The sequence below is a fragment of the Hwanghaeella grinnelliae genome, from assembly GCF_004005845.1.
GTDB classification, from domain to species: Bacteria; Pseudomonadota; Alphaproteobacteria; order UBA8366; family Aestuariispiraceae; genus Hwanghaeella; species Hwanghaeella grinnelliae.
This window is the reverse complement of record NZ_SADE01000001.1, coordinates 1,702,673-1,728,595: the sequence shown is the minus strand read 5'-3', so window position 1 is coordinate 1,728,595 and position 25,923 is coordinate 1,702,673. Positions and strand designations below refer to the sequence as shown.

Sequence of the window (25,923 nt, the reverse complement as noted above, 5' to 3'; positions counted from 1 at the left end):
TCATGGCAGACACGCTCGAAGACAAACCGCTAATACTGAAGAAGAAAAAGAAAATCCCCGCCGAGGGACACGGCGGGGCGTGGAAAATTGCCTATGCGGATTTTGTCACCGCGATGATGGCCTTCTTCCTGTTGCTCTGGTTGCTTAACGCGACGACGGAAGAGCAGATGGAGGGCATTTCCGACTTCTTCGCCCCGGTCAACGTGTCGGAGGAAAAGACCGGGATCGGCGAAGCCCTGAAAGGGCTGGAAGTATTGGCGGAAGGCGCCCTGCGATCCGCCTCCGCGCGCCCGAAGATCACCACACAGATCCCGACATTCGGCGACGAAGCCGCGGGAGAGGAATCCGGCGAGGAACGCAAAAGCCCGATCGAATCCAATCCGGAATCCGGCCAGACGAAAACACCGGAAAAGGCCGACGAAGCGATTGAGATCGCCATGGCGCAGATCCAGCAGTCCCTGCAGGAAGCGCCTGAACTGGCAGCACTTCAAGAAAGCCTACTGATGACGCCGACGCCGGACGGACTGGACATTCAGATCCTGGATCAACGCGAAAGGTCCATGTTCGAGGGCAAGAGCACCCGGCTGACCGGCTACGCCAAGCGCCTTTTGGCCCTGGTCGGGTCGATCATTGCGGAATTGCCCAACGAAATCGCCATTACCGGCCACACGGATGGATCGAACTATCGGTCCATTTCTCCGGCCTACACCAAATGGGAATTGACCGCGGATCAGGCAGCGGCGGCGCAGCGCTGGCTTGTCGAGGCTGGCCTGCCGTTGGACCGGTTCCGCAGGATCGTCGGCCGTGCCGACACCGAACTGTTGGACATACAGGAACCGGACGCACCGCGGAACCGCCGGATATCGATCTTGCTGATGCGGCAAAAACCGAAGGGTGATAGCGGTTGACCATGGACCGATTGAGAAATGGCTGAGAATAACGACAACATCATCTTCAAGAAGGTGAAAATCCAGGAAGCGGGCGCGCATGGCGGGGCCTGGAAAATCGCCTATGCGGATTTCGTGACTGCGATGATGGCGTTCTTCCTGCTGCTCTGGCTGCTCAATGCGACCTCCGAGGAAGTCCGGGACGGCTTGGCCAACTATTTCCAGCCGACCCTGCGCACAACGCCGAGCACAAGCGGTTCCGGCGGTATTTTCGGCGGCGCCACCGCGAACGACCCGGGCCCGATGGAAGTGACCTCGACCCAGGCGTTTCTCGATTCCGATTCAGCCTCCCAGACCAACCTGGACACCGGCAATGAGGCATCGGGCCGTAAACAGGAAATCAGTTCAGGCGATGTCGGCCGCGTCGACGCCCAAGCGGAAGAACAGACATTCTCCAAGATTAAGGAGATCCTGGAAAAATCCATCGATGAGTTGCCGAATGAGCTTCAGGACCTGAAGCGATCCCTGAAAGTGGCGATCACCGAAGAGGGATTGAGCATCCAGGTCATCGATCACGATTCCGAATCCAGCTTCGAGGAAGGCACCGACCAACTGACGGAGCATGCCCGGAACGCTTTGAAACTGATGTCGCAATTCATCACCCGCCTGCCGAACATGATCACGGTCCAGGGCCATACGGGCGAGGAGAGCGAGCCGCTGGAAAACTGGGAGCTATCGCTGCATCGCGCCAATGCGGCCCGCCGGGCCTTGGTCGCCTATGGCGTCCCGGGTCAGAAGTTCGACACCGTGGTCGGAAAGGGCACCAGCGACCTGGCCAATCCCGAAGCCCCAGACGCGCCTGAAAACCGCAGGCTTTCCGTCATTCTTCTACGCATGGCAAACGATTCCGCGCTCGGCGCGAGCGCCACCTCACCGCCGTCCCTGTTCGAGACCGGCGTCGGCCCACCCGCCCTGGAATAGGCCGGGTCAGCGGGTCGCCTGCCTGTCTGAAACAAGGGGTGCATTTGGGGGCTAGAAATCCTTGCGGGTTGCGGGATTGCCCGGCCAACCCCATTTCTATCCCTGTTAAAGCGCGTATCGAACAACCCGAGACATGCGGAGGAAACCCTGAGCGAGCGCAGCCTTCCCAATTCGAACGGTGACGGGCCCGAACGGCTCGGCGGATCGAGAAACACACGGTTCAACCTAGGAAAAACGGTCAATGAGGCCGATTACCAGCAGGAAATTGCCGAGTCGGAAGGCATCATCGGACGGCGCGTCATCGCCTATGCGATCGACTTTACGCTTCTGCTGATGATCTGGCCCCTCGCCCTAGTGTTCAGCGCCATGTCGCTGTTCACCTTGGCCCCGGCCCTTTTCGCCGTAATTCCGGTTCTGCCGCTGCTGTATCACACCGGCATGATCGCTTCCTCCGCGCAGGGCACCCTGGGTATGCGGGCCCTGGGTCTTAAGGTCGTCAGGGAAACCGACGGAACGAGACCGGATCCGCTGCAGGCCTTCATTTTGACCGCCTTGTTCTATCTGACCTTGGCGACATCGGGATTGCTGCTGCTGTGGTGCCTGTTCGACGATCGCAGCCGCTGCCTGCACGATATACTGAGCGGCACCAAGATCATTCGCGGCTGATCCATTCGGCATGAAACCTGCACGGCCGATGATACGATCGAATGCGCGACCAAACATGCGAAAACCGTCATGGTCTTTGATCGCCGGACCTGCTACCGTTCGGTAGAGGGAACGTCGTTTGCGCATTTAGTTCGCATGATAATAAGGGTTTAGGCAAAGAAACTCGTGTCGATCCAAAGAAACCTCGACCCGATCCTGTTTCATCGGTCCGCGCCGATGACTTGCCCCTATTTGCCCGGCCGCATGGAACAGCAATTGTTCACGGAACTGTCCGGCCCAAGCGCGCAGAACGTATTTGAACGACTGGGCGAGGCTGGTTTCCGCCGTTCGCATCACATCATGTATCGGCCCGTCTGCACCGGCTGTAACAGTTGTATTCCCGTGCGCATTGTTGCCAGCGAGTTCGACTTCACCCGGTCCTGGCGTCGGGTCTTGAAGACCAATGACGACCTGACGGCGCAGGATATCGGGGCGCGGGTCAGCGAAGAGCAATTCGACCTTTTCCGGCGCTATGTCGAAAGCCGCCATGGCGACGGCGACATGGCGAACATGACCGCCCGCGATTACGTCAACTTGGTCACCGCCAGTCCCGTCGATACCGGTTTGGTGGAATTCAGGACACCGGACGGTAAACTGGTCGCTGCCTGTCTGACCGACAAACTGCGCGACGGATTTTCCGCCGTGTACAGCTTCTTCGAACCGGACATGAACAGCCGAAGCCTCGGCAGCCATATGATCCTTTGGCTGGTGCAAGAGGCCCGCCGACAGGGCCTGCGCCACGTCTATCTGGGCTTCTGGATCGATGACAGTCAGAAAATGGCGTACAAACGGCGCTTCAGTCCATTGGAAGTCTTCGGTCCCGCCGGATGGCATGCCGCGGAAACGCCCGAAGAACCGCCCCGCTCCTGACATTTCCGTGATCTTTCGCCGCTGCGAAACGCGACAGATTGAAATTGTTCATATCCTGCTTGAAACGCAAGAAAACCACCAGAATATGCGGTGTTTATAAGACGCCTCTTCTGTTGCCCAATCACGCAAAATCCGTATAACCCTTCAGTCAGGGGAGTGTTGAGAAACACCCACAGCAGGATAGGGGATGTTACGTGCCCGAACGCTGTTGAGGGGGAACGGATTAACCGGCTCAACAACCTGAAACGATAACTGGGAGAATCATGTCCATGAAACGTCGCCAATTTTTGAAGGGCGCGACCGCCGTCGCCGGTGCAGCCGCTGCGGTTTCCACCCTCGCCTCACCGGCCATCGCGCAAGGCAAGCGCGAATTGAAGCTGGTCACCACCTGGCCGAAGAATTTCCCGGGCCTCGGCACCGGCGCGCAGCGCTTCGCTGACAGCGTCACCGCCGCGACAGACGGGCGCTTGACGGTCAAATTGTTCGCCGCCGGCGAGCTGGTTCCGCCGTTCGAAAGCTTCGATGCCGTTTCCACCGGCGCCGCCGATATGTATCACGGGGCCGATTATTACTGGCAGGGCAAGCACAAGGCCTACAACTTCTTCACCGCCGTGCCTTATGGCTTCACGGCCAACGAAATCGACTCCTGGATCTACTATGGCGGTGGTCAGGAATTGTGGGACGAGCTCGGCGCCCAGTTCAACATCAAGGGCCTGCCCTGCGGCAATACCGGCGTTCAGATGGGCGGCTGGTTCAACAAGGAAATCAAGAGCCTGGAAGACTTCAAGGGCTTGAAGATCCGCATGCCGGGTCTGGGCGGCGAAGTGCTGCGCCGCATCGGCGCCTCGGCAATCGCGCTGCCGGGCGGGGAAATCTTCCCCTCGCTGCAGTCAGGCGCCATCGACGCCACCGAGTGGGTCGGCCCGTGGAACGATCTGGCCTTCGGCTTCTACAAGGTCACGAAATACTACTACTGGCCGGGCTTCCATGAGCCGGGTTCGTCGCTGGCCGTTGGTATCAACACCGGCGTTTGGGACAGCTTCTCCGCCGCCGACAAGGCGCTGATCCAGGCTTGCGCCGCGGGCGAGAACAACCGCTCCTTCGCGGAATTCAACGCGCGCAACAACGACGCCCTGAACACGCTGATCAACAAGCACGGCGTGCAGCTGCGCCAGATGCCGGAAGACGTCCTGAACGCCATTGGCGAAGCCTCCGGCAAGGTTGTGGCGGAAGTCGCGGAAGTCGACGACATCAGCAAGCGGATCTACGAAAGCTTCATTTCGTTCCGCAAGCAGTCGATTTCCTGGGCCAAGATTGCGGATCAGGCCTACATGAACGCGCGTCTGCTGCCGTTCAAATACGAACAAGGCTAAGTACGGCCTTCGTGCGCTATGGATCGGGGTCCGTGCTGGAATGGCGCGGACCCCTTTTCTTCAAGGGCCGGAATGACACGCCCCTCCGTCGCGCCAGGTCCGCATTGACGACGTTTGATCGCCGGCGGCTTGCAAGTACGGGATTTCGCGCCCTAGAAAGACGACAAATTTGACGTGAACAGCCGGGCGGACGCGCCCAGGGGGATTGCGGTGAACGCACTGACGCGCATTGCGCGGTTAATCGACAACTTCAACCAGGCACTCGGTATGTCGGTTGCCTGGATGGCCATGCTTATGGTCCTGGTCCAATTTGCGGTCGTCGTACTGCGCTACATATTCGGTTATGGCTCCATCTTCATGCAGGAATCGATCCTGTATCTGCACGGCTTCGTGTTCATGCTGGGCGCTTCGTACGCCTTGCTGCATGACGGCCATGTGCGGGTCGACATCTTCTATCGCGAAGCCAGTCCTGAGACGAAAGCCAAGATCGACATCTTCGGCGTTCTGTTCTTCTTGATCCCGGTTTGCACCGCGTTGTTCATCTACGTCCTTCCCTATGTCCAAAACTCCTGGGCGCAATTGGAAGGGTCGAACGAGACAAGCGGCATCCCCGCCCGCTTTATCCTGAAAACGGCGATCCCCGTTTTCTGTGTCCTGATGTCTCTGCAAGGTGTGTCCATCATTATTCATTCTCTGAACGTCCTGGCGGGCCGTGAAACGCCCAAATCCGACGAAGAGCACGAGGGTATCTGATATGTTGGCGGAAATTCTCGATCTTCTGATGTTCGCCGTCGCCTGCGTCTTCTTGATGCTGGGCTTTCCGGTGGCTTTCACCTTGGCCGGCACGGGACTTCTCTTTGCCTTGATCGGCTGGTCCTTGGGCGTGTTCGACATGTCTTATGTCAGCGCCCTGCCGAACCGCGTTTTCGGCAGCGCCATCTGGAACGAAGTGCTGCTCGCCGTGCCGCTCTTCGTCTTCATGGGCGTCATGCTCGAGCGTTCAAAGGTGGCCGAAGAGCTGCTGGACACCATGGGCAAGCTGTTCGGGTCGCTGCGCGGCGGCGTCGGTTATTCCGTGACCGTCGTCGGCATGCTGCTGGCGGCTTCCACCGGTATCGTGGGCGCCACTGTCGTTACCATGGGGCTTCTGTCCCTGCCGACCATGCTGCGCCGGAACTACTCCCCTTCCCTTGCCTGCGGTTCGATTTGCGCGGCTGGGACATTGGGTCAGATCATTCCGCCCTCCATCGTGCTCGTCATTCTGGGCGACCAGATTTCCAACGCCTATGTGGACGCCCAGCGTGAGGCAGGGAATTGGTCGCCGGAACCGGTTTCGGTCGGCGATCTGTTCGCCGGCGCACTGCTTCCAGGCCTGATGCTGGTCGGTTTCTATCTGTGTTATCAAATCCTGATGGCTTGGCTGAAGCCTGAATCCTCGCCCGCCATTCCGGCGGAAGAACTGGCCGAAGAGAATATGGGGTCCAAGATCCTGCACGCGCTGGTGCCGCCGGTCGTCCTGATCGTCGCGGTTCTGGGTTCGATTCTGGCCGGTGTCGCGACGCCGACCGAAGCAGCGGCCGTCGGCGCCGTGGGCGCGACCCTGTTAGCCGGGTTGCGGGTCAAGGAACTCAACATGGATTACGTCATGTTGACGGCCAAACCGGCGCGGTTCGGCACATTCAGCCGTACCGCAGGCGCGATGCTGATCGGCTTCCTGTTGGGCGCTATCCTGGGCAACGAATTGCTTGAAGGGGAAACCCCGCGTTGGATCGCCGGTGTCGTCACGGCAATCGGCTTCGCGTTCCTAACCCGCGTGGGTGGCATGCGCGGCATTCTCTCGGCATTGGACGCGAAAGGCAATTCACCGATCTACATCGCGGCCCTGTCGCTGGTGATGATGCTGTTCCTGGCCAATTCCGTCGATCTACGTATCCGTCGCGATGATATCCCGACAACCGACATGCTTGCCATTCTGGCCTGTGCCGCAGGCGCCGTCATACTGGCATGGGGCATTCTGGTTTCAATGTGGCGGGTCTGGGCGGCAGGCATTCTGCGCATGGTGAACCGCGGCACGATGGAAATCAGCGCCATGGTTTTCACCATCCTGATAGGCGCCGCTTTGTTCAGCCTTGTCTTCCGCGGCCTGGGCGGCGACGACATGGTGCATGAATTCCTGACCGGCATACCGGGCGGAGAATGGGGCGCCATCCTCGTCGTGATGATCGTGATGTTCGTTCTGGGCTTTTTCCTGGACTTCATCGAAATCACCTTCGTCGTCGTGCCGATCGTCGCGCCGGTTCTGCTGGCCAACGATTTCATCAGTCCGGTCTGGCTGGGTGTGATGATGGCGATGAACCTGCAGACGTCGTTCCTGACGCCGCCCTTCGGCTTCGCGCTGTTCTATCTGCGGGGCGTCGCACCGCCTTCAGTGACGACGATGGATATCTATCGCGGGGTTCTCCCCTTCGTGCTGATCCAGATCCTCGCGCTGTGCATCCTGGCCTATTTCCCAGGTCTGGCGAACTGGCTGCCGCAGGTGATCTTCGGCTCCACCTTCGTCTGATCGATCGCAATAGCATCTATTAGGAAAGGCCCCCGGTTTCGGGGGCCTTTTTTATTCGACGACCACAGGGACGTTCAGGCCGGCCTTCTTCCTGCTCATCACGACCGACGTGCGGAAGCGGCGTACATTCGCATCATGGAAGAAAAGGCGGTGTGTCAGCCTCTCGAAATCCTCGATATCGCGCGCGGTGCAAACCAGGCAGAAATCCGCCTCTCCGGTGATGTAGTAGCATTGCTGCACATTCGGGTCGGCCGTGACACGCCGGGTGAATTGGTCGATCTGGTCCAGTCGTTCTCGCTCAAGCTCGACCATCACGACCATGGTCATCCCTTGACCGACCTTCGCGGGATCGACCAGGACAACCTCTTGCACGATGGTGCCGTCCTCCCGCATCCTCTTCAAATGCCGTTGGACCGTGGCCGTGGAAAGTCCGGTCATCTCGGCAAGCGTCTCGAGACCTATCCGGGCATCCTCTTGAAGCGCGTTGAGAATCTTCGCATCCGTCGAAGTGACCTCCATCTGACAAGCGCCCCCTCTTTTTGAGAAATTTTCTCACATAGCTACGGACTCTTGCCTGACGAAGTCAACGTACCTTTCTAATGTTATCGAGTGACGATTACGTCATACGCGCTGATAGCAGCGAATTCCTCCGGCTCAGGCAGAGTTGGACGGATCGCAGGTCCGGATCAGCAGAGAGTTGGTGCGGATGCGGCATCGTCGGCGCAATCATCATCGGGTGACAAGGCGGCTAACCGCCGCCCTTCGCCACCAGCTGCCCGTTGTCGGAAACAAGCCCGTAACCGGACTTTTTTTTGATATTTCTTGCCGTCATCGGATTACCTCTAAAATCCGATGCGTAACTCCCTGCGCGAAGCATGGAATTCTCTCTAAATAGCTGTTTTTAATAATACTCCTAATTATCAACATACATCGACAAGTGGCAGGATTCTGCTGGGTGAATGGCAGATACATCGTTGCCGAATTGTGGATAATTGCGAACAGAAGAAGGAACCCATCGACGGGCTTCCGCTCGTAACCTTTTTAAGGAATAGATCCATGTCTCTCCGCAAATGCCTGTTGGCCGCAAGCGTGTCTTTGACCACCGTCTGCGCCATGGCGCAGACCTCCTGGGCGGGGACGGTCACCTTCGACACGACAACCGGCACCTTCGACATCGGGGACGGCAATTCCAGCTTCTTCGGCAATCCGACCGTAACAACGGAGAACGGCGTCCGCGTCTTCACCTTCGATGAGGTCGTCATGAACTCCGACACGATCGATGTCGTCGGAAATGCGCCGCTCATAATTCGGTCCCGCACCAACATGTTGGTCATCAACACTGATGTGAACGTCCAGGCCGGCCAAGCGGGCGGGGGGTCGGGCGGTTCCGGCGGTTTGGGCGGCGCGGGCGGCGCAGGCGGTGACGGGGGTGCAGGCGGTGAAGGCGGTGGCCGCGTGCCAGGCTTGGAAATTGACAATGGGAAACGCGGCGAAGACGGCAATGAAGGCTCCAATGGCCGACTTGCCACGTCAACCGGGGTCTCCACCGGGGGAGACGGATTTGGCGGCACGCAAGGCGGGATCGGCGGCTTTTCCGGCGGAAACGGCGGTTCAGGGGGCGACGAAGGCTCCTTCGGCGCCGGCGGCAGCAGGTCCGCGGGCACTGATGGCACCGATGGCGAGGACGGCGCGGACGGCCGGGATGGTGGAAATGCAAGAGGTGGCAGCAACAACCTGGCAGGCAACGTCTTGAGGGCAGGCAGCGGTGGCGGTGGCGGCGCGGCCGGTTCCGGCGGCGGCGGCGGCGGTGGCGGCGGCGGCGGCGGCGGCGGTTCGGAAAGTCCGGGGTCGATACTTAGTCCCGCGCAGCCCGACGGCGTCGACGGCGGGCCGGGCGGCGATGGCGGGAATGGCGGCAGGGGCGGCGATGGCGGCGATGGCGGCGCAGGCGGCGGAGCCGTTGCGTTCGAAGCCCTCGGCCTGATGCGCGTCTTCGATTCCGTTATCTCGGCGAATGGCGGCGACGCCCAAGCGGGCGGGACGGCATCGAACACTGTGGATCGTGGAGATCCGGGTCTAAGGCTCCAGGTTACCGACGACGATGGGGAAGCGGGCGGCGCAGGCGGCAACGGCGGTGATGGCGGCCTAGGTGGCGATGGCGGACACGGCGCCGGCGGCGGCGGGGGCACGGTGAAGCTTTCCGCCTCGGTGTTGGAGATCAATCCAGGCACCTTCACCCCGACGCAAGTTTCCACAGTCGGCGGCAGCGCCGGAGGTCTTGGTGGCTTCAGCGGCGGCCAAGGACGCTTTCTTGTTGCATCGAACACCGTCGTCGACCTGAACAATATCCTGCAAACCGGCACCAGGACCGAAACCTTCACCGGTCCGCGCGGGATCAATCCGTTCGTACTTGGAAGCACCGAAACACCATTCATGCTGTTGGGGCCGGTTCAAGGAACGTTGCCGGATGTCGGCCTTGCCGGTTTCCTGGATGGAGTGAGCGCGAACGGCCTGCGGTCGCAAGGCTTGGTGCCGGACTTCCCGACCGGTGCATTGGGCGCGATCACGCGGTTGGATAACGGCTTCGGCGGCGGCGATTTCGTCGGCTTCGACGTACTTTTGTTCAGCAACCTGACGGAAGAGATCGTGTCCGGCGCAGGACTGGGCGTCGATCCGCTGTCCGGCGGTACCGGCTTCCTGACGGCCTTGCCGTTGGATATGGCCGGGCTATCCGTCTTCGCGACGCTGATCCCGGAAGACGGAACCACCTTCAGCGCGGCCTTCGGCGATCTCGGTATTTTCGACGTGGAGCTTGGTCTGGGCGAAACGCAATTCATACTGGCCAACGTCACCGCCGTGCCCCTGCCCGCCGCCCTGCCCTTGCTCGGCATGGGGATCGCCGGCTTGTTGGTGCTGAGACGGCGACGGCGCCGATAGTTCCGCGTATGATTGAAAAATGGCCCGGGAAAGCACCCGGGTCTTTTTCTAGGGGCGGCCGGCCAACGCGGCCATTGCATGCGCCGTATCTTCATCCGCAGGGAAAAAGGCTTCGATCGTTACTTCCGACAGAGTGACATCCACCGCCGTTCCAAAAACGGTCGTCGTGCTGAGGAAGGAAAGCGGACTGCTCTCCCCTTTCAGACGCAGCGGCACGGCGATCCGCCCTTCCTGCGCCGGGTCGGTGCGCATCGGCCCGGCCTGTCCCGGCACAGGGTAGGATTTCAACTCGTCATACAGCGCGACCAGCACCGGATCGGCGCATTTCTCGATGTCATGGGACAGACGGTGCAGGATATGGCCTCGCCATTCGTGGATGTTCAAAATGCGGGGAGCCAGACCATCCGGGTGGAGGCTCACCCGCAGCGCGTTCACCTCGCCCTCCAACAGATGCGGCGCGACACCGGCCAGCATTGCCGTCACGGCGTCGTTTCCGGCCAGCAATGTCCAATGCCGGTCCACCGCCAGCGCCGGATGCGGCATATGGCCGTGCAGAATGCGCTCGACCGTTTCACGCGCCATTGAGAGTTCGGGCGCGTCCAAGGGATGCTGTGGATAATGCGGCGCGTACCCGGCCGCGGTGAGGATGGCGTTACGGTCCCGCAAGGGCACGTCCAAATGCCCGGTCAGGCGCAAGACCATGTCGCGGCTCGGCTTCGAGCGCCCGGATTCCATGAAACTCAGATGCCGTTGCGAGATGTCGGCGTCCGCCGCCAAAGCCAACTGGCTCAGCCGCCGCCTCTGCCGCCAGTCGCGCAGCAATTCGCCCGCAGTTATCGATCCTGTCTTCATAGCCTCGTCTTAATCCGTATTCCGCCGCTAGCCTATTACCTGTGAGGTAATCGACACCAGAACACATTCTTCTCATCTTCCGGTCCTCGGGTCGCCCTGACGGCGCCTGCAATTCGATTAGAGGAGATAACCATGACAAACCCCGCCGCACGCCTGCCTCTTCGGACGCTCTTGGCGATTGACGCCGTAACCTGCGCCGCCATGGGTGTGTTGTTGATCGCAGCATCGGTCCCGTTGGGGCGCCTGACGGACATTACGGCGCCGCTGCTTTTCTGGGCCGGGGCAGTCTTGCTACCCGTCGCGGGTTTCATGGCCGTCTGCGCACGGCTCATGCCCGTTCCAGCCTGGGCGGCGTCCTTGGTTGTCCTGGGCAACGTTGCCTGGGTCCTGGCAAGTCTGGTCCTGCCGGTCCTGGGGATTATCACCCCCAACCCGTTGGGCTGGTTGTTCCTGACCGCCCAGGCCGTTGTCGTCGCGATACTGGCCTGGCTGGAGAGCGCCGCATCGCGACATATCTGGACCCCAGCCTGACACAAGATCAATTGGAGGAAGATCATGACCTGTTACGCCATTGGTCATTTACGCGATGTCGAGATGGGCGAAGAGATCATCGCCTATCTCGACCGGATCGATGCAACACTCACGCCCTACCAGGGAGAATTCATCATCCATGGCGGGGAGAAACATCACCTTGAAGGCTTGTTCCAAGGAGACATGATCGTCATCGCCTTCCCAGATCGGGATCAGGCACAAGCTTGGTACGAGTCACCGGAATACAGACAAATCCTTCCCCTCCGCCGGCGGCATTCCAGTGGCGACGTCTTTCTGATCGACGGTGTCGGCTCCGATCACAAGGCAACCGATATCCTAACGGCTTGAGCGCCGGCCGCGCCGACGGTAGGCACGGCAAAACAAAAAAGGCCCGGCATTGTGCTCCGGGCCTTTTCTTGTGATTTCGTTGCCGCTTACGCCGGATCGGTGCCGAATTCTGCGGGAGAGGTGATCTCCAGCATTTCAATATCGTCCGAGAACTCGATCAGGTCATGAACGATTCCGGGGCGCTGGTTCATGCAGGCGCCGGCCTTCAGGACGACTTCGCCCTCCCCCTCGAAATAGAATTTCGCCCATCCTTTCAGGACGTAGACCATCTGGAAGTTGAGATCGTGGGAATGCTTCCCCGTGCTGGTGCATTCCTTGCCGGTAGCGCGGATGATATGGGCGTGGAAATCGCCGTTCGTGGCATCCTTGATGCCCAGGTCGCGATATTCGAAATAGGGACGCAGCCCGTCGCCCTTGAACTCGGCGTCCTCTTGTTGCTGCACGTTGAATTTCCAAGCTGCCTTGTTCATGCCGCCGTCCATGGCGCATCCTCCTGCCTGTTTTCGGGCCGGTAGACACCCGGCCGCCTTTATCGATTTAACAGGCTAGGGCCGGATTACGTCAGGACGCAACAGCCAGTTCAGCAAGAGTGTTCGGATCTTGGGAGAAATGGACATGCCGAAAGCGCCAGGCGCCGCGTTCCTTAGACAAGACGAAGGTCGCGCGAAGATAGCCGTTGGATAAATGCTGTTTCCGTAACGCGGCAACCAACAATGCCGCGGAGTGATCCGCATAGGCCCGGAAATCCAGGATCTCGATCGGCGCATAATCGCTGCCAGCCGTCGCGCGTTGCTCGAAACCGCGCTTTGCGTTCTTCAAGAAATCCGCAAGCCCCAATGAGTCACGGTCATATTCATGATCGAAATGGATGAAATCGCCATCCGTCACATGCAAGGCACGAAGCCCGACAAGGTCGTGCCGCATGAAACAGCCGAAATACGCCTCAATAAGACGGCGGAAGACATTTTCCTCGTCTCCGGATATCAAATTCATACGAACCCCTCATTCGTAGGTAACTGACGGCGTCCCGCTCGGCGGAACATTCTGTTCCTACGCCGACAGCACTATTTTGACGTCATTGGATGTAACTTGCATGACAGTATAGCGCCCGAACCGAAGTCCGGTAAAACCCGACGGCCACCATAAGACAGTTCCTACGGATCCGCGTCCCAAGACCTACAAGTACGTCCAACGAAAACGCACCAGTCGTTTTAAAATCGGATTCGACTGACGCGCCAATAGAAACCCGAAATCATACTTCGGGATTCGATAGATCGCCTTTCCGCCCCCTTGTTATCAAGCCGGCCGGAGCGTCCTAAGAATTAGCAGGTCAGGTCAGTTTGGAGGGGCAGTTCTTCACGCGTTTCAACGCTTGGATCACATCAAACCGCGCCTGCAAAGCATCCAGTTCGGCTTTCTCGGCGTCATTGTGAACCGTGGCCAGAAGCGCCGGGGGAAACAATACCCCCGCCACATATCCCGCCGCCTGGTTCTGGCCCCGGTTTTTCGCAATTTCCTGACCATATGCGGCTGCATCAGTGCGGATACGGTCTTGTTCCACGTCAATTTGCTCGCAACTCATGGCGATGTCGGCGTCGGAAAAATCTTCGGTCGAGAGGGAGCCCTCAGCGTTGATCGAGGAAGAATCCTTCGGCAACGCAGGCGCGTTTCGGGCGCAAGCCACAAGCATCGTTGCTGCGACGGCAAAAGCCACAGCCCGTGTCACGTTCACTCCACGAAGCGGACGGCTCGGCCCTTCCCTTCAAGCGAGCCCCAACTGAACAGGCTGACCCCGGCATTGCCATAGCGCACCAGAACAACCGCGTCCGCCCCGAGCTCTGCCGCCTTTTCACGCAATTCCACCTCAACCATTTCAGGCGTCGGGTCAGCGTTGAATATTGTCGTCTTGTTCACCGTCGCAGTGATGTCGCCCAGCGATTCATAAGCGCGATCCGTGATGTCCTCATCGGTGACGATGATATCTTCGGGCGCTTTCGTCGCGGTCGTCTCGGCCCCGGCTGTCGTGGATGCCTGCTGGGTCGTGGACACCTGCTGCTTCGCAGGTGCATCCGGCTTGTCGACACTGGTCGATGACCAAGTCGCACACCCCGTCAACAATAGTGCCGTAGATACAAGAACGATGAATGACCGCATGCTTACCCCCACAATGAAAAATCGCTACGAGAGTCGTTTATACGATCAAAACAGGCCTGGAAAACAAAAAATATCCATCAAATTTCCTTTCGACGTACCGGTCGTCAGGAGAATTTATTCGACCGCGGGAAGCCGGCGGGCGGCATCCGCCCCGCCTGGGCGCGTTTCCCTTCCCAACCGACCAAGTCGGTCTGGGTCCGCGTCCGGTCACCGGATTTCCAAGTCAGGCCTTCTTCGCGCTTGAAGACTTTTACGTCGCTCATGCCGCCGTCGCGGTATTTTTGCAGAATAACACCGCGTCCCCGGGTCATCACCGGCATATCCTCTATGCCGAAGACCAGCAGTTTCCTGTTGTCGCCGATCACCGCCACCATATTGCCTTCGGCCGGCGTGCAGACCGCTGCCTCCGCATCCCCGGCGACGTTTAGAACCTGCTTGCCGCTCCGGGTTTGGGCAACGACCTCGTTCTCCTCGACCAGGAAGCCGCGGCCATCGGAACTGGCGACAAGAAGGCGCCGGTCCGGTGCATAGATCATGATGTTGACGATGTCCTGATCATTCTTCAGGTCGAGCTGAAGACGCAGCGGTTCACCATGGCCGCGCCCGCCCGGCAGTTTGTCCACGCCGATGGTGTAGAACCGGCCGTTGGTCGCAAAAATCAGCAGTTTGTCCGTGGTTTGCGCATGCATCTGGAAGCGCGGGCCATCGCCTTCCTTGAACTTGATGTCGGCATCCTCGCCCAGATGCCCCTTCATACCCCGGACCCAGCCCTTGGCCGACAGGACCACGGTCACCGGTTCGCGTTCGATCATCGCTTCCAAGGGCACGACGACGGCGGTCGGCGCCTCACCGATATCCGTGCGGCGGCGGCCAAGCGGGGTGTCCTTCGCGAAGGTCTTCTTCAGCTTGCCGAGTTCCGTGGAGATGGACTTCCACTGCAGCTCCTCGTCTCCGACAAGGGTCCGCAATTCCGTCTGTTCCGCCGTCAGCTTGTCATGCTCGCTGCGAATTTCCAGTTCTTCCAGCTTGCGCAGCGACCGCAACCGCATGTTCAGGATCGATTCCGCCTGCAGGTCGGTCAGGTTGAAGGTCTTGATCAAGCTCTGCTTCGGCTCGTCCTCCTCCCGGATGATGCGGATGACCTCATCCAGATTGAGATAGCAGACCAGATAGCCTTCCAGGATTTCCAGCCGCCGGGCGATCTGGTCCAGGCGGTAGTTGCTCCGCCGCAGCAGTACGTCACGCCGATGGTTCAGGTATTCCCAAAGCGTCGCCCGCAGGTCGAGCACCTGAGGCACCTTCCCCTTTTCGGTCAGAACATTGAGGTTCAGGGAGAAGCGCGCTTCCAGATCACTCGCCCGGAACAGCGCTTCCATCAGCACATCCGGTTCCACATTGCGCGATTTCGGTTCCAGGACGATTCGGACGTCTTCCGCCGACTCGTCGCGGATATCCCCCAACGCCGGAATTTTCCGCAATTGGATCAGATCGGCAATGCGTTCAATCAGTTTCGCCTTTTGAACTTGATAGGGGACTTCCGTGACCACAACCTGCCACAGCCCGCCCTTCAGCTTTTCGACCTCCCACCGGGCGCGCATGCGGAAGCTGCCCTTACCGGTGCGATAGGCCTCCAAGACCGTCGCGCGGTCTTCGCACAAAATACCACCGGTCGGGAAATCAGGGCCCGGGACCAGTTCAACAAGTTTTTCGAAGGTCGCGTTCGGCGATTTGATCAGGTGCTGCAGCGCGTCACACAACTCAGCCACGTTATGCGGCGGGATGCTGGTCGCCATGCCGACCGCGATGCCCGACGAGCCATTCGCCAGCAGATTCGGGAAGGCGGAGGGAAGAACCACCGGTTCCTCACCCTCACCGTCATAGGTCGAACGGAAGTCGACCGCGTTCTCGTCGATCCCTTCCAGCAGCAGCCGCGCGACCTCGGTCATGCGCGCTTCGGTGTAGCGCATGGCCGCCGCGTTATCGCCGTCGATATTGCCGAAATTACCCTGCCCGTCGACCAGCGGATACCGGACCGCGAATTCCTGGGCTAGACGCACCATCGCGTCATAGATCGCCTGGTCGCCATGGGGGTGATATTTACCCATGACGTCCCCAACGATGCGGGCGCATTTCTTGTACCCGGTATCCGGATTGAGCTTCAATTCCCGCATCGCATGCAGCAGGCGCCGATGCACGGGCTTCAGCCCGTCGCGCACATCGGGCAGCGACCGGGACGTGATGGTGGACAGCGCGTAAGCCAGATACCGCTCGGACAAGGCATCCGCGAGCGGGGTGATCTTAACTTCAGCTGCAGGTTCAGATGATGTGCTCATGATACAAACTCCCTACCAGATATTGTATTTAGCGCGGCGGGGCTGAGCAACTCCGAACCGACGTCTCGAATCCAATCTCCATACTATTTCATCGATCCTTGCATTTGGCGGCCACCAGACCTTCAGGAAGTGGGATATCCAAGAACGGTATCCTGGTAATCTAAACAGCTAAATGTTATTATTTGTTTCGAAATGTAATTTGAGGTTGCTTCAAAACGCCTTGTCAGTTGAGAAGATTTTTCAACGCCAGGGGTCACGGTTGAGAACGTGATTTTGGAAATCGATGCCGTGCCGTTGGGTATGCAGCCATGAACTTGAACCAACCGTGAAAAGGAGAAAACGATGTCACGAAAAGGTCAGTTGCCGGACAAAGCAATCTTGTTGATGGACTCTCAAGAAGCCGGGAAGGCCCGCGCACCGCATATTCATCTCTATGGTCGATCCAAGAACCATGTCTGTGCAACAGACAAACTCGGCCAGGCAAGCCCCGAGGGACGTTCGCCACTGGAGATCGTAGTTGACGCGTCTGAAGGATTCGTTCCCCTGTGGGCTCGAAATACGACACTGCGTTGGCGTTTTCAGGACCGTTCAATGAGCGCCTTCATTGATCCTGATGGGGCAAAAAACTACATCCGGACATTGATGGCCGAAGCGCTGACCCTATGGGGTGATGCCGTTCCGGTGCGCTTTTCGGAACGGTCCGATCGATCCGATTTTGAAGTCGTTATGCGGACTGCCGACGATTGCGACATCAATGGATGCGTGCTTGCCAGCGCATTCTTTCCAGACGGTGGACGTCATGAGCTGGTTCTTTACCCGCAAATGTTCCAGCAAAGCCGACAAGAGCAGGTGGAGACGATGATCCATGAACTTGGCCATGTGTTCGGACTTCGCCATTTTTTTGCAAATGTCAGTGAGACTGCATGGCCTAGTGAAATTTTCGGAACTCACAAGCGGTTCTCAATTATGAACTACGGTTCCGACAGCGTCCTGACTGCAGAGGACAAGGCCGATCTGAGAACCTTGTATGAAGGTGTTTGGAAAGGTGAGATCACAAACATCAATGGAACCCCTATTAGATTGATGAGGCCCTTCAGTTCCACACCGCCAATCATCGCGCCATTTGAACTGGCTTGATCATCGGGCGTTAAGACATCAGGTCGGAAAACATCGTTCGTTATTTGTTTTAGAAAATCCGTCCGCGTTCATCCGGCAAATGCTTGCCGGCGGGGCCCATCACCATCTGGTCCAGGAAAAAGCCTGTCAGGCGCAGTCCATCGCGGATCTCGTCGGCGTCGGGCACCCTTCCGTCATCCGCGTCCTCCAGTAGGAAGGGAGGCAGCGGCAACAGGCGTTCCTTGTACGGGCCCGCCGCCTCTTCGGAAACGGCGCGTGCCGTTTTAGGCGATACATAGGTTAGGTTATCCGTCACCCCGGTCGCGGCACAGGCGGTCAGGTCCAGGCCGAAGCCCAGCGCGGTCAGCATCGCCGCTTCCCAGCGCACATAGGTCGCGGCCCAGTCGTCATCGCCCAGATGTCGGGTCAGCAGATCCATCAGGTCGAACATCTCCGGCGCGGCTTGGCGCTCCGGCAAGGCGGCTTCCAGGATGGCGCAGGCCGAGGTAAGCGCTGCCAGTCGGCCGGGATGAATCAACAAGGGCGCCACCCGGCTTTCCAGAGGTTCCACGGTCATATTGCCCAAATGCTCGACCAATCGCGCCCGCCAATCAGCGCGGATCAGATTGCCGGGCTGCAGAATACCGCGAAGACGCGACGACCGCCCGCCCCGAACCAAGCCGGCATAACGGCCATGCGCACGGGTGAGCAGCGAGACAATCGCCCCGCTCTCGCCATGTTTCCTGACATTCAGGATGATGCCGTCGTCCCGCCATTCCATGGTTAGGGCTTAGCAGAGTCACCCGGGCTGAGGGAGATGGAAAAGCGGCCCTATCCTATTCCGCGGCCGCCACTTCTTCGTGTCGCCGTTCCCGAACGGCTTGCACCAGGATATGGAAGGCGGACCAAAGAAACAGACCAGCCATCAAACCGGCAACGGCGATGTCGGGCCAGGCAGTCCCGGTCAGCGCGACACCGCCGGCCGCGGCCATCACCGCGACATTGCCAATGGCGTCATTCCGGCTGCACAGCCAGACGGAACGCACATTCGCATCTCCATCGCGATATTTCATCAGGATCAGCACGCTGGTGAGGTTCGCTGCCAGGGCGAGGAAGCCAATCGCCCCCATCACGGGCGCGTTCGGCACCCCCAGGATCAGGGTGTGGTATAGGGTCGACCCGAAGACCCACAGCCCCATCAAGGCCAGGCTGACGCCCTTGAACAGCGCGGCCGTCGCGCGGACACGCAAGGACATCCCGATAACGGCGAGGCTGATACCGTAGGTCAGGCTGTCACCCAGGAAATCTAAGGCATCGGCCTGCAAGGCCTGGGACCCGGCCAGGGCGCCCGCGGCCATTTCAACGAAGAACATGCCCCCATTGATCGCAATCACGGCCCACAAGGCCCGACGGTATCCCTTTGAAAGACCGTCGAATTTTGCGTCGCCGCCGCAACAGGCACCCATGATCGAATTCTCCTCAGCGTCTTGAAATTACCGACACCCTAAACCTAATGTCTACAGTAACTGTAGCTTCAAGGGGTAAAACGCATGTCAGGCGAAAAAGTTCTCGAAGAACCTGCCGCGAAGGAACGACCGATACGGGACCTGACGATTGGCCGCGTTGCGGACGCCGCAGACTGCAAGGTGCAGACGATCCGCTACTACGAACAGATCGGGCTTTTACCCACGCCGCCGCGCACCGCCGGCAATCAACGCCGATACAGTCAAAGCGATGTGGATCGCCTGCTGTTCATACGGCATGCGCGCGGATTGGGGTTTCCAATCGACGCGGTACGCGATTTATTGAGCCTGTCAAACATGCCGGATCATTCCTGCATTGCGGCGGACACCATCGCCCGGGCACAGCTTGAAAATGTGGAGCACCGGATAAGCCGCCTCACCTCGTTGAAGAGCGAATTGGAACGGATGATCGAACAATGCTCAGGCGGTCAAATCTCGGATTGCCGCGTCATCGAAGCGTTGAGCGAACACAGCAACTGTACCGAACTGGATCACGTTGACCCAACAGCGGTTTGACGATGCGCCCGCAAGACCGCGAACATCCATCCTTTCCTAGGGTAAAACCCCTTACGTCAAATACGAGGCGTGGACGCGAATGCCGCCTTCAAGGCATTCAGCACAGTACGCACCGCCGGCGCATCTTTCAGGTCGTTGTGCACAACCAGCCAAATTTCCCGTATAACCGGCGGCTCCTCGGGGAAGACCCGTGCGAGCTCCGCGTCCCCGGCAGCGACGAAATCAGGCAGGAAAGCCACGCCGAAACCCTCTTTGGCGGCGCTGAGTTGTATCTCGATCGTGCTCGCCGTCAGCCCAATAGGGCGTTGCCCGGCCAAAAGCCGAAGACGTTTCTGCGGCGGCGACTGGTCCAACGGACTCTCATACCCGATGAAGCTCCAGTCTTCCGGCCGTGTTGCCTGTAAATAGGGGAGGCTTGCATAGAGGTTGAACGGCATTTCGCCCAGCTTGCTGATCGTCTGTGCGCCGGATTCGGGGCGGCTCAGCCGTATGGCGATATCGGCTTCCCTCTTTTCCAGACGCGCACTTCGGTTCTCACCGACCAACCTTATCGTCAATTTGGGATGCGCTTTGCGTATGTCGGCCAATGGGCGCACCAAACGTGCCGCGGCCAACAATGGCGGGGCACTGATGGAAACCGTTCCGGCGATCTGCGCTTGTGCGCCGGCGGCGAGCCGTTCAATCGAGGCCGCCTCGTCTTCGATCCGGCCTGCCGCGGCGGCGATCCTTTCCCCTTCCGGTGTCAAAAGGATCCGCCTTCCGCGCCGGTCGACGAGTTTCACATGCAAGTCGGCTTCCAGCCCTGCGATACGCCGCGCGACGGTGGCATGCTCAACACCGAGCGTGCGCGCCGCGCCCGACAAGCTGCCGCGCTTCGCAAGCACAGAAAAATATCTCAAGTCGTCCCAATCCATTGGGTATTTATTCACATATAATGCTTAAAAATCGATAATTTTCTCACATCGATCCGTCACCCATAGTCCCGCCATCACCCCCCATCAAAACCAAGGAGATGGCCATGGACATCCAAATTCAATTTACGAAGCCGGGCGGCCCCGATTGTTTGACGGTTGCCCCACATGAACCCCAACCCCCGGGCCCTGGGGAAATCCGTCTGCGGCATGCGGCAATCGGGGTCAATTTCGTCGATATCTATCACCGCACGGGATTGTATCCCCTGCCCTTGCCCGCTGTCCCTGGCGTCGAGGGATCGGGCATTGTCGAAGCAATCGGCGATGGGGTGGACACCTTGTCTGTCGGTGACACGGTGTCCTATGCGGGTTTGCCGGGCGCCTATGCGGCAACACGTCTACTTCCGGCATGGCGCGCCATTCCCCTGCCTGCCGATATCGACCTGAAACCGGCTGCGGTCACCATGCTTCGCGGCCTCACCGCTCATATGCTTATGACGACCACGTATCCGGTGGACGCAAACACCATCCTATTGGTGCATTCGGCCGCGGGCGGCTTGGGAATGACCCTCACACGATGGGCAAAGCGGCTGGGCGCCGTCGTCATCGGCACCGTCAGTTCGCCGGAAAAGGCCCGGATCGCATCACAAAACGGCGCAGATCACCTCATTGTCGGTCGGGACGCGGACCTTCCGGGCGAGGTGTCAAACCTGACGGATGGCCTGGGGGTGCATTATGCGATCGACGGCATCGGTGGTGACATGCTGCAAAAAACCATGCGATGTGTCCGACCTTACGGAATGGTCGCGAGCATCGGTCAGGTGGCCGGCCCAATCCCTGCCTTGGACATCGACGAAATCGGGCCCGCCAGGAACCTTTCCCTGTCTCGGCACAGCGTGGTCGCCTATGCGGCCGATCCGCGCCGTTATTCTGCCGCGGCGTCGGCGGTTCTGGCCACTCTGAGCGCCGACGGAATTCCCGCCATAGGCGGTGAATTCCGACTTGCGGAAGCCTCGAAAGCACATCTAAAGCTGGAGGATGGGGAAACCTCGGGTAGCCTCATCCTGCTGCCATAGAAGAGATCCGGAATAGAATTCGGCTGGTGCGTCAGCCCGCCGCAGCGGCAAGAGTGACTTTGTCACATCGCTTTTCCCTGCTGAAAGAGAGAATTAGGTCTATTCTAATCTGTAGAACGACTTTTTCACGGCCGCCCCTGGCGGCGTGCCACCAAATACCCGTCATTCGACTATCGGCGGGAGAAAGACTTGTTCGGTATGACCGACCCGTTCACCGCAGTAGAGCTTGCGCGGATGCAATTCGCGTTCACCGTCTCAGCCCATATCATCTTTCCGGCCTTCACAATCGGCTTGGCAAGCTATCTGGCCGTTTTGGAGGGCCTATGGCTTTGGACCGGCCAGGAACGATTCATCCGGGTCTTTCACTATTGGAAGACGATCTTCGCGGTCGTCTTCGGGATGGGCGTCGTTTCCGGCATCGTGATGAGTTATCAATTCGGCACCAACTGGTCCGTATTCTCGGATATGACCGGGCCGATCCTGGGCCCGCTGATGGGATACGAGGTTCTATCCGCCTTTTTCCTTGAGGCCGGGTTCCTAGGGGTCATGCTGTTCGGCATGAAGCGCGTCGGTCCGCGTTTGCATTTCCTGGCGACGTTAATGGTCGCGGTGGGGACGCTGTTTTCCGCCTTCTGGATTCTATCCGTGAATTCGTGGATGCAAACGCCAGCGGGTTATTCGATCAACGAGGCCGCCCAGTTCGTTCCCGCCGATTGGTTTAAGGCGATTTTCAACCCGTCCTTCCCGTACCGGCTGGTGCATATGGTATTGGCCGCCTATCTGACCACGGCCTTCGTGGTCGGCGCGGTCGGCGCCTGGCATTTGTTAAAGGACAGAACCGATGCGGCGGCGCGGACGATGTTTTCCATGGCCATGTGGATGGCGCTTATCGTTGCGCCGCTGCAGATCGTGGCGGGGGATTTTCACGGCCTTAACACGTTGGAACATCAACCGGCCAAAGTCGCCGCAATGGAGGGTCACTACGATTCCCACAAAGGCGCACCGTTGATCCTGTTCGGGGTACCGGACGACGAATCGGAGGAAACCCGCTACGCGATAGAGGTTCCCAATCTGGGCTCCCTTATCCTGACCCATGAATGGGACGGCGAAGTGAAGGGCCTGAAGGCCTTTCCAAAAGAGGACCGCCCCCCGGCGGAGATCATATTCTGGAGTTTCCGAATCATGGTGGCGCTCGGCTTCGCCATGGTCGGTCTTGGCCTGTGGAGCGCTCTGGCGCGACTTCGCGGCAAGCTCTATGACGCGCCTCTGCTGCACCGCCTTGCGGTCCTCATGGGGCCGTCGGGCTTCGCCGCCGTGCTGGCGGGTTGGATCACGACGGAAGTCGGCCGCCAACCCTGGACGGTCTATGGCCTGCTGCGCACGGTCGACAGCGCGTCGCCGATCGAAGCGGCGGCGGTCGGGGCATCCCTTATTGCTTTCATCCTGGTTTATTTCGCGGTCTTCGGGGCGGGCACCTTCTATGTCCTGCGCCTGATGGCGAAACGGCCGGGCGGTGACGACGGGAACGGGGATGACGAACCGAAAGCCGTAATCCGGGCGGCAGGTGTCGGTTCCGGTGCTTCGATCCTGGAGCAACGACCGCACCGGCCATCATCGCACGCACACCCAAACAAACCGCATTCGGCCTGACGGAGGAACACGATATGGAACTCGACCTTCCTTTCATCTGGGCCGGACTGATCGCCTTCGCGGTCCTCGCCTATATCGTCCTGGACGGTTTCGACCTGGGCGTCGGTATTCTTTTTCCCTTCCTGAAGAACACACATGACCGGGACATCGCCATGAATTCGGTCGCGCCCGTCTGGGATGGGAACGAGACATGGCTGGTCCTGGGTGGCGGCGGTTTGTTCGCGGTCTTTCCCCTGGCCTATGCGACAATCCTGCCGGCCCTATACGCGCCGCTGACAGTGATGCTGCTTGGCTTGGTTTTTCGAGGGGTCTCATTTGAATTCCGCCATCGGGCCGAACGCAGCCGTATTCTTTGGGATATCGGCTTCAGCGGCGGGTCCCTGCTCGCTGCCTTCTCACAGGGCATTGCACTCGGCGCCCTGGTTCAAGGCATCGCGGTCGACGACCGCGCCTATGCCGGCGGCTGGTGGGATTGGCTGACGCCGTTCAGCCTGATCACGGGTGTCGCGCTTTGCGTCGGCTACGGATTGCTTGGCTCGACCTGGCTGGTGATGAAGACGGAAGGTGGCATCGCTCATACCGCGCGGCGCGCCAGTTGGCCGTTGGCTTTCGGAACCTTGTCGTTGATTGGCGCCGTCAGCCTCTGGACGCCGTTCCAGGACCCAGTCTATCTGGCCCGGTGGTTCGATTGGCCGGGCGTTCTGTTCAGCTTCACGGTGCCGGCCCTTGTTGCCGCCTGTGCCTGGTTTCTGTACCGAGGCCTGAACGAACACCGGGACCATTGGCCTTTTCTGTCGACCTTGGGAATCTTTGTCCTGTGTTTCTGCGGCATCGGGATCAGTTTCTATCCGACCATCGTGCCGCCGGGCATCACGATCTGGGAAGCTGCGGGCCCGGATGAAAGCTTGGCATTCATGCTGGTCGGCGCGGCAATTTTGCTGCCGATTATCCTGGCCTATACCGGTTATGCCTATTGGGTATTCCGCGGCAAGGTCGACCCTTCGGAAGGATATCATTGATGCCGGACGACCGCCCGGCCGGAGAGCAAAGCGCAGGGCGCCGCATCTTGTGGTTCATTGGGCTGTGGTGCGCCGGTGTCGCGGCGGTCGGCGCGCTGGCTTATGCCATACGCTTCGCCATAGGCACCTAACCCGAAAGCTTGGAGGATACCGAAGGGCAGATTTTCCTTAAAAAGGGGATTCACCCTTGTAGGCTATGGCGCTCTTGACGATTTCGTTGATGCCTTCAACCGGTTTTTCCGGCTTCTTCTTCTTTTTCAGTTCATCATGTCCCTTGGCCGTATCCATCCCCCGGGAATCCATGACCCGTTTGTAGAGCGCTTCGTCCAGGCTGTCGTCCATCCAGGAATGCATTTCCTTCACCAGCCTGCCGCGCAGAGACATCAGGCTGCCCCCGCCCTGCACGAGGTGACTGACTTCCTCCTCGACCTCGACGGTGGGGCTCGGCATTTCCCGCAGGACGAAGCCGATCAGCTTCTCGCGTTCTTCAAGATCGTCGGGGCCGAGCGCCATCCAACGGGTCGCATGGCTGGCCCAGCCGTCCAGCGCATATGAGATCTTGATCCGCTCCCGCGCAATAATATCCAACAGGTCCTTGTACCGCTTGTCGGAGACATAGAAATCCACCGACAGCAGCGCGTTTTGAATATGCATGGCGCGCGCCTTCGCATATTCCGAGAAGGTCCGAATATTGATGTCGATTACATTTATCGCATCACGGGCTTCATGGACCGCGGTTTCCGCATAATCCAATAGTTCAATATGAAAGATCTCGAGCAAGCCCAGTTGCCGGCTCAGGTAACCGACATCCCTGCTTTCGTCATGGGTGACGATAGAACAGATCGGCGCGGCAAAAGTGCTTAGTACATCCAAGCGTTCCTGTAGCAACTCCCGCGTCATTCCTACTTCGCGGGAAACGGTCCGGGCCAGCACACGAACCAAACGGGTCAGGGAATCGCGCGACTCCTCCGCCAAGGTCTTCAGGACGCGATGGTCGACGCGGCGGAATTCGTCGATTCCGATCTGTTCCGAGTAATTCCGGCCGAACATGGCGAGGATTTCCAGAAAAGCATTCTGGACATCGACACGGGAAATCTCCAACTCGTTCTCGGCAAGCTTGCGCCCGACCTCGTCGCCGAACTCCCTGTCGATCCCCAACCGCACGTCGCGCATCATGATCGGGTCCAGATGCCCGCCCATATGCGTGCGGCGCTGCTCGACAGACGTATGCAGCATTTCGTCCCGCCGGTTTAATGTGCACCAGCGCGGGACATCCATGAACTGCATGACCAGATCATTGCTGGATGAATGGTCGTGCCCGCTCCAATTCGGAATCAAGGCCTCGTAATCGTCGAGTTCCACCCGGGGCATTCGGCAGCGGCACAGTTCGACCGCGCGCGTCTGAAACCCGACATACACGCCGCGATCTTCGAACGACTTGTACCGAACGCTCATCCTCAGCCCTTATTTAGCCGGCAGGTGCCTTGCGGGATGAGTATGTGCACGTTCGCCCGGCCTTGTCCAAGTCCACGGCCCGGATCGCCGCCAAGTTTCCCGCCATGCTCCCTATCCCGTTTT

26 protein-coding genes are annotated in these 25,923 nt (G+C 59.3%); 15 read left to right on the top strand and 11 right to left on the bottom strand.

Annotated features, from left to right (window positions below; all coding sequences use genetic code 11):
- The first annotated feature begins 2 nt into the window (after window positions 1–2).
- The 7 genes from EOI86_RS08005 to EOI86_RS07975 all read left to right on the top strand — a co-directional run bounded on the left by EOI86_RS08005 (window position 3) and on the right by EOI86_RS07975 (window position 7,379).
- Window positions 3–908 carry a flagellar motor protein MotB gene (locus EOI86_RS08005; RefSeq protein WP_127764552.1) on the top strand — a complete coding sequence of 302 codons (906 nt, stop codon included), beginning with the start codon at window positions 3–5 and terminating at the stop codon, window positions 906–908.
- Between the two features lie 18 nt (window positions 909–926).
- A complete protein-coding gene (locus tag EOI86_RS08000; RefSeq protein WP_127764551.1) occupies window positions 927–1,868 on the top strand; it encodes a flagellar motor protein MotB in 942 nt (313 codons plus the stop codon).
- Between the two features lie 42 nt (window positions 1,869–1,910).
- Entirely contained in the window at window positions 1,911–2,534 is a 624-nt protein-coding gene (locus EOI86_RS24920) for an RDD family protein (RefSeq protein ID WP_127764550.1), read from the top strand.
- A 165-nt stretch (window positions 2,535–2,699) separates the two neighbouring features.
- Complete coding sequence (locus EOI86_RS07990; protein WP_275668583.1) at window positions 2,700–3,443, top strand: arginyltransferase; 744 nt, start codon at window positions 2,700–2,702, stop codon at window positions 3,441–3,443.
- A gap of 269 nt (window positions 3,444–3,712) precedes the next feature.
- Window positions 3,713–4,816: a TRAP transporter substrate-binding protein gene (locus tag EOI86_RS07985; protein WP_127764549.1), complete on the top strand. Its 1,104-nt coding sequence runs from the start codon at window positions 3,713–3,715 to the stop codon at window positions 4,814–4,816.
- Window positions 4,817–5,026: 210 nt separating this feature from the next.
- The gene (locus EOI86_RS07980; RefSeq protein ID WP_240035588.1) at window positions 5,027–5,569 is read left to right on the top strand and encodes a TRAP transporter small permease subunit; all 543 of its coding nucleotides are present in this window, start codon (window positions 5,027–5,029) and stop codon (window positions 5,567–5,569) included.
- Window position 5,570: 1 nt separating this feature from the next.
- Window positions 5,571–7,379 (top strand): TRAP transporter large permease, encoded by a 1,809-nt coding sequence (locus EOI86_RS07975; protein ID WP_127764548.1) that lies wholly within the window; start codon window positions 5,571–5,573, stop codon window positions 7,377–7,379.
- A 51-nt stretch (window positions 7,380–7,430) separates the two neighbouring features.
- Here EOI86_RS07975 and EOI86_RS07970 read toward each other — a convergent pair whose 3' ends face one another.
- Window positions 7,431–7,898, bottom strand: a complete 468-nt coding sequence (locus tag EOI86_RS07970; protein WP_127764547.1) for an Lrp/AsnC family transcriptional regulator — start codon at window positions 7,896–7,898, stop codon at window positions 7,431–7,433.
- Between the two features lie 537 nt (window positions 7,899–8,435).
- On the opposite strand from EOI86_RS07970, the gene EOI86_RS24885 reads away from it, so the two are divergent.
- Window positions 8,436–10,316 (top strand): hypothetical protein, encoded by a 1,881-nt coding sequence (locus EOI86_RS24885; protein WP_127764546.1) that lies wholly within the window; start codon window positions 8,436–8,438, stop codon window positions 10,314–10,316.
- A 48-nt stretch (window positions 10,317–10,364) separates the two neighbouring features.
- Here the strand turns inward: EOI86_RS24885 and EOI86_RS07960 are convergent, their stop codons facing one another.
- Window positions 10,365–11,168, bottom strand: a complete 804-nt coding sequence (locus EOI86_RS07960; protein WP_127764545.1) for a helix-turn-helix domain-containing protein — start codon at window positions 11,166–11,168, stop codon at window positions 10,365–10,367.
- A 132-nt stretch (window positions 11,169–11,300) separates the two neighbouring features.
- Here EOI86_RS07960 and EOI86_RS07955 point away from each other — a divergent pair, with 132 nt between their 5' ends.
- The gene (locus EOI86_RS07955; protein ID WP_127764544.1) at window positions 11,301–11,699 is read left to right on the top strand and encodes a hypothetical protein; all 399 of its coding nucleotides are present in this window, start codon (window positions 11,301–11,303) and stop codon (window positions 11,697–11,699) included.
- A 24-nt stretch (window positions 11,700–11,723) separates the two neighbouring features.
- Window positions 11,724–12,047 carry a DUF1330 domain-containing protein gene (locus EOI86_RS07950; RefSeq protein ID WP_127764543.1) on the top strand — a complete coding sequence of 108 codons (324 nt, stop codon included), beginning with the start codon at window positions 11,724–11,726 and terminating at the stop codon, window positions 12,045–12,047.
- 86 nt (window positions 12,048–12,133) lie between these two features.
- On the opposite strand, the gene EOI86_RS07945 is transcribed toward EOI86_RS07950, so the two are convergent.
- The 5 genes from EOI86_RS07945 to parC form a co-directional block, all read right to left on the bottom strand.
- Window positions 12,134–12,529: a cupin domain-containing protein gene (locus tag EOI86_RS07945; protein ID WP_240035587.1), complete on the bottom strand. Its 396-nt coding sequence runs from the start codon at window positions 12,527–12,529 to the stop codon at window positions 12,134–12,136.
- A gap of 79 nt (window positions 12,530–12,608) precedes the next feature.
- Window positions 12,609–13,040 (bottom strand): nuclear transport factor 2 family protein, encoded by a 432-nt coding sequence (locus EOI86_RS07940; RefSeq protein WP_127764542.1) that lies wholly within the window; start codon window positions 13,038–13,040, stop codon window positions 12,609–12,611.
- Between the two features lie 337 nt (window positions 13,041–13,377).
- Entirely contained in the window at window positions 13,378–13,773 is a 396-nt protein-coding gene (locus EOI86_RS07935; RefSeq protein ID WP_127764541.1) for a hypothetical protein, read from the bottom strand.
- A 2-nt stretch (window positions 13,774–13,775) separates the two neighbouring features.
- A complete protein-coding gene (locus EOI86_RS07930) occupies window positions 13,776–14,201 on the bottom strand; it encodes a hypothetical protein (RefSeq protein WP_127764540.1) in 426 nt (141 codons plus the stop codon).
- A 104-nt stretch (window positions 14,202–14,305) separates the two neighbouring features.
- Window positions 14,306–16,534: a DNA topoisomerase IV subunit A gene (gene parC / locus EOI86_RS07925; RefSeq protein ID WP_127764539.1), complete on the bottom strand. Its 2,229-nt coding sequence runs from the start codon at window positions 16,532–16,534 to the stop codon at window positions 14,306–14,308.
- A 342-nt stretch (window positions 16,535–16,876) separates the two neighbouring features.
- On the opposite strand from parC, the gene EOI86_RS07920 reads away from it, so the two are divergent.
- Window positions 16,877–17,671, top strand: coding sequence for a matrixin family metalloprotease (locus EOI86_RS07920; protein WP_205032103.1), 795 nt, complete (start codon window positions 16,877–16,879; stop codon window positions 17,669–17,671).
- Window positions 17,672–17,720: 49 nt separating this feature from the next.
- Here EOI86_RS07920 and recO read toward each other — a convergent pair whose 3' ends face one another.
- Together recO and EOI86_RS07910 are read right to left on the bottom strand one after the other, a co-directional pair.
- On the bottom strand, window positions 17,721–18,431 hold the full coding sequence (recO, locus tag EOI86_RS07915; protein ID WP_127764538.1) for a DNA repair protein RecO: 711 nt from the start codon (window positions 18,429–18,431) through the stop codon (window positions 17,721–17,723).
- 55 nt (window positions 18,432–18,486) lie between these two features.
- A complete protein-coding gene (locus EOI86_RS07910) occupies window positions 18,487–19,116 on the bottom strand; it encodes a cation efflux transmembrane domain-containing protein (protein ID WP_127764537.1) in 630 nt (209 codons plus the stop codon).
- Window positions 19,117–19,200: 84 nt separating this feature from the next.
- Between EOI86_RS07910 and EOI86_RS07905 the strand changes: the two genes are divergently transcribed.
- Entirely contained in the window at window positions 19,201–19,689 is a 489-nt protein-coding gene (locus EOI86_RS07905) for a MerR family transcriptional regulator (protein ID WP_127764536.1), read from the top strand.
- Between the two features lie 56 nt (window positions 19,690–19,745).
- On the opposite strand, the gene EOI86_RS07900 is transcribed toward EOI86_RS07905, so the two are convergent.
- Complete coding sequence (locus tag EOI86_RS07900) at window positions 19,746–20,588, bottom strand: LysR family transcriptional regulator (RefSeq protein ID WP_205032102.1); 843 nt, start codon at window positions 20,586–20,588, stop codon at window positions 19,746–19,748.
- Between the two features lie 119 nt (window positions 20,589–20,707).
- Between EOI86_RS07900 and EOI86_RS07895 the strand changes: the two genes are divergently transcribed.
- The 3 genes from EOI86_RS07895 (at window position 20,708) to cydB (ending at window position 24,345) form a co-directional block, all read left to right on the top strand.
- Complete coding sequence (locus EOI86_RS07895; RefSeq protein WP_127764534.1) at window positions 20,708–21,676, top strand: quinone oxidoreductase family protein; 969 nt, start codon at window positions 20,708–20,710, stop codon at window positions 21,674–21,676.
- A gap of 198 nt (window positions 21,677–21,874) precedes the next feature.
- On the top strand, window positions 21,875–23,326 hold the full coding sequence (locus tag EOI86_RS07890; protein ID WP_127765176.1) for a cytochrome ubiquinol oxidase subunit I: 1,452 nt from the start codon (window positions 21,875–21,877) through the stop codon (window positions 23,324–23,326).
- A 14-nt stretch (window positions 23,327–23,340) separates the two neighbouring features.
- Entirely contained in the window at window positions 23,341–24,345 is a 1,005-nt protein-coding gene (cydB, locus tag EOI86_RS07885; protein ID WP_127764533.1) for a cytochrome d ubiquinol oxidase subunit II, read from the top strand.
- Between the two features lie 168 nt (window positions 24,346–24,513).
- Here cydB and EOI86_RS07875 read toward each other — a convergent pair whose 3' ends face one another.
- Window positions 24,514–25,800, bottom strand: coding sequence for a hypothetical protein (locus EOI86_RS07875; protein WP_127764531.1), 1,287 nt, complete (start codon window positions 25,798–25,800; stop codon window positions 24,514–24,516).
- Window positions 25,801–25,923 lie beyond the last annotated feature (123 nt).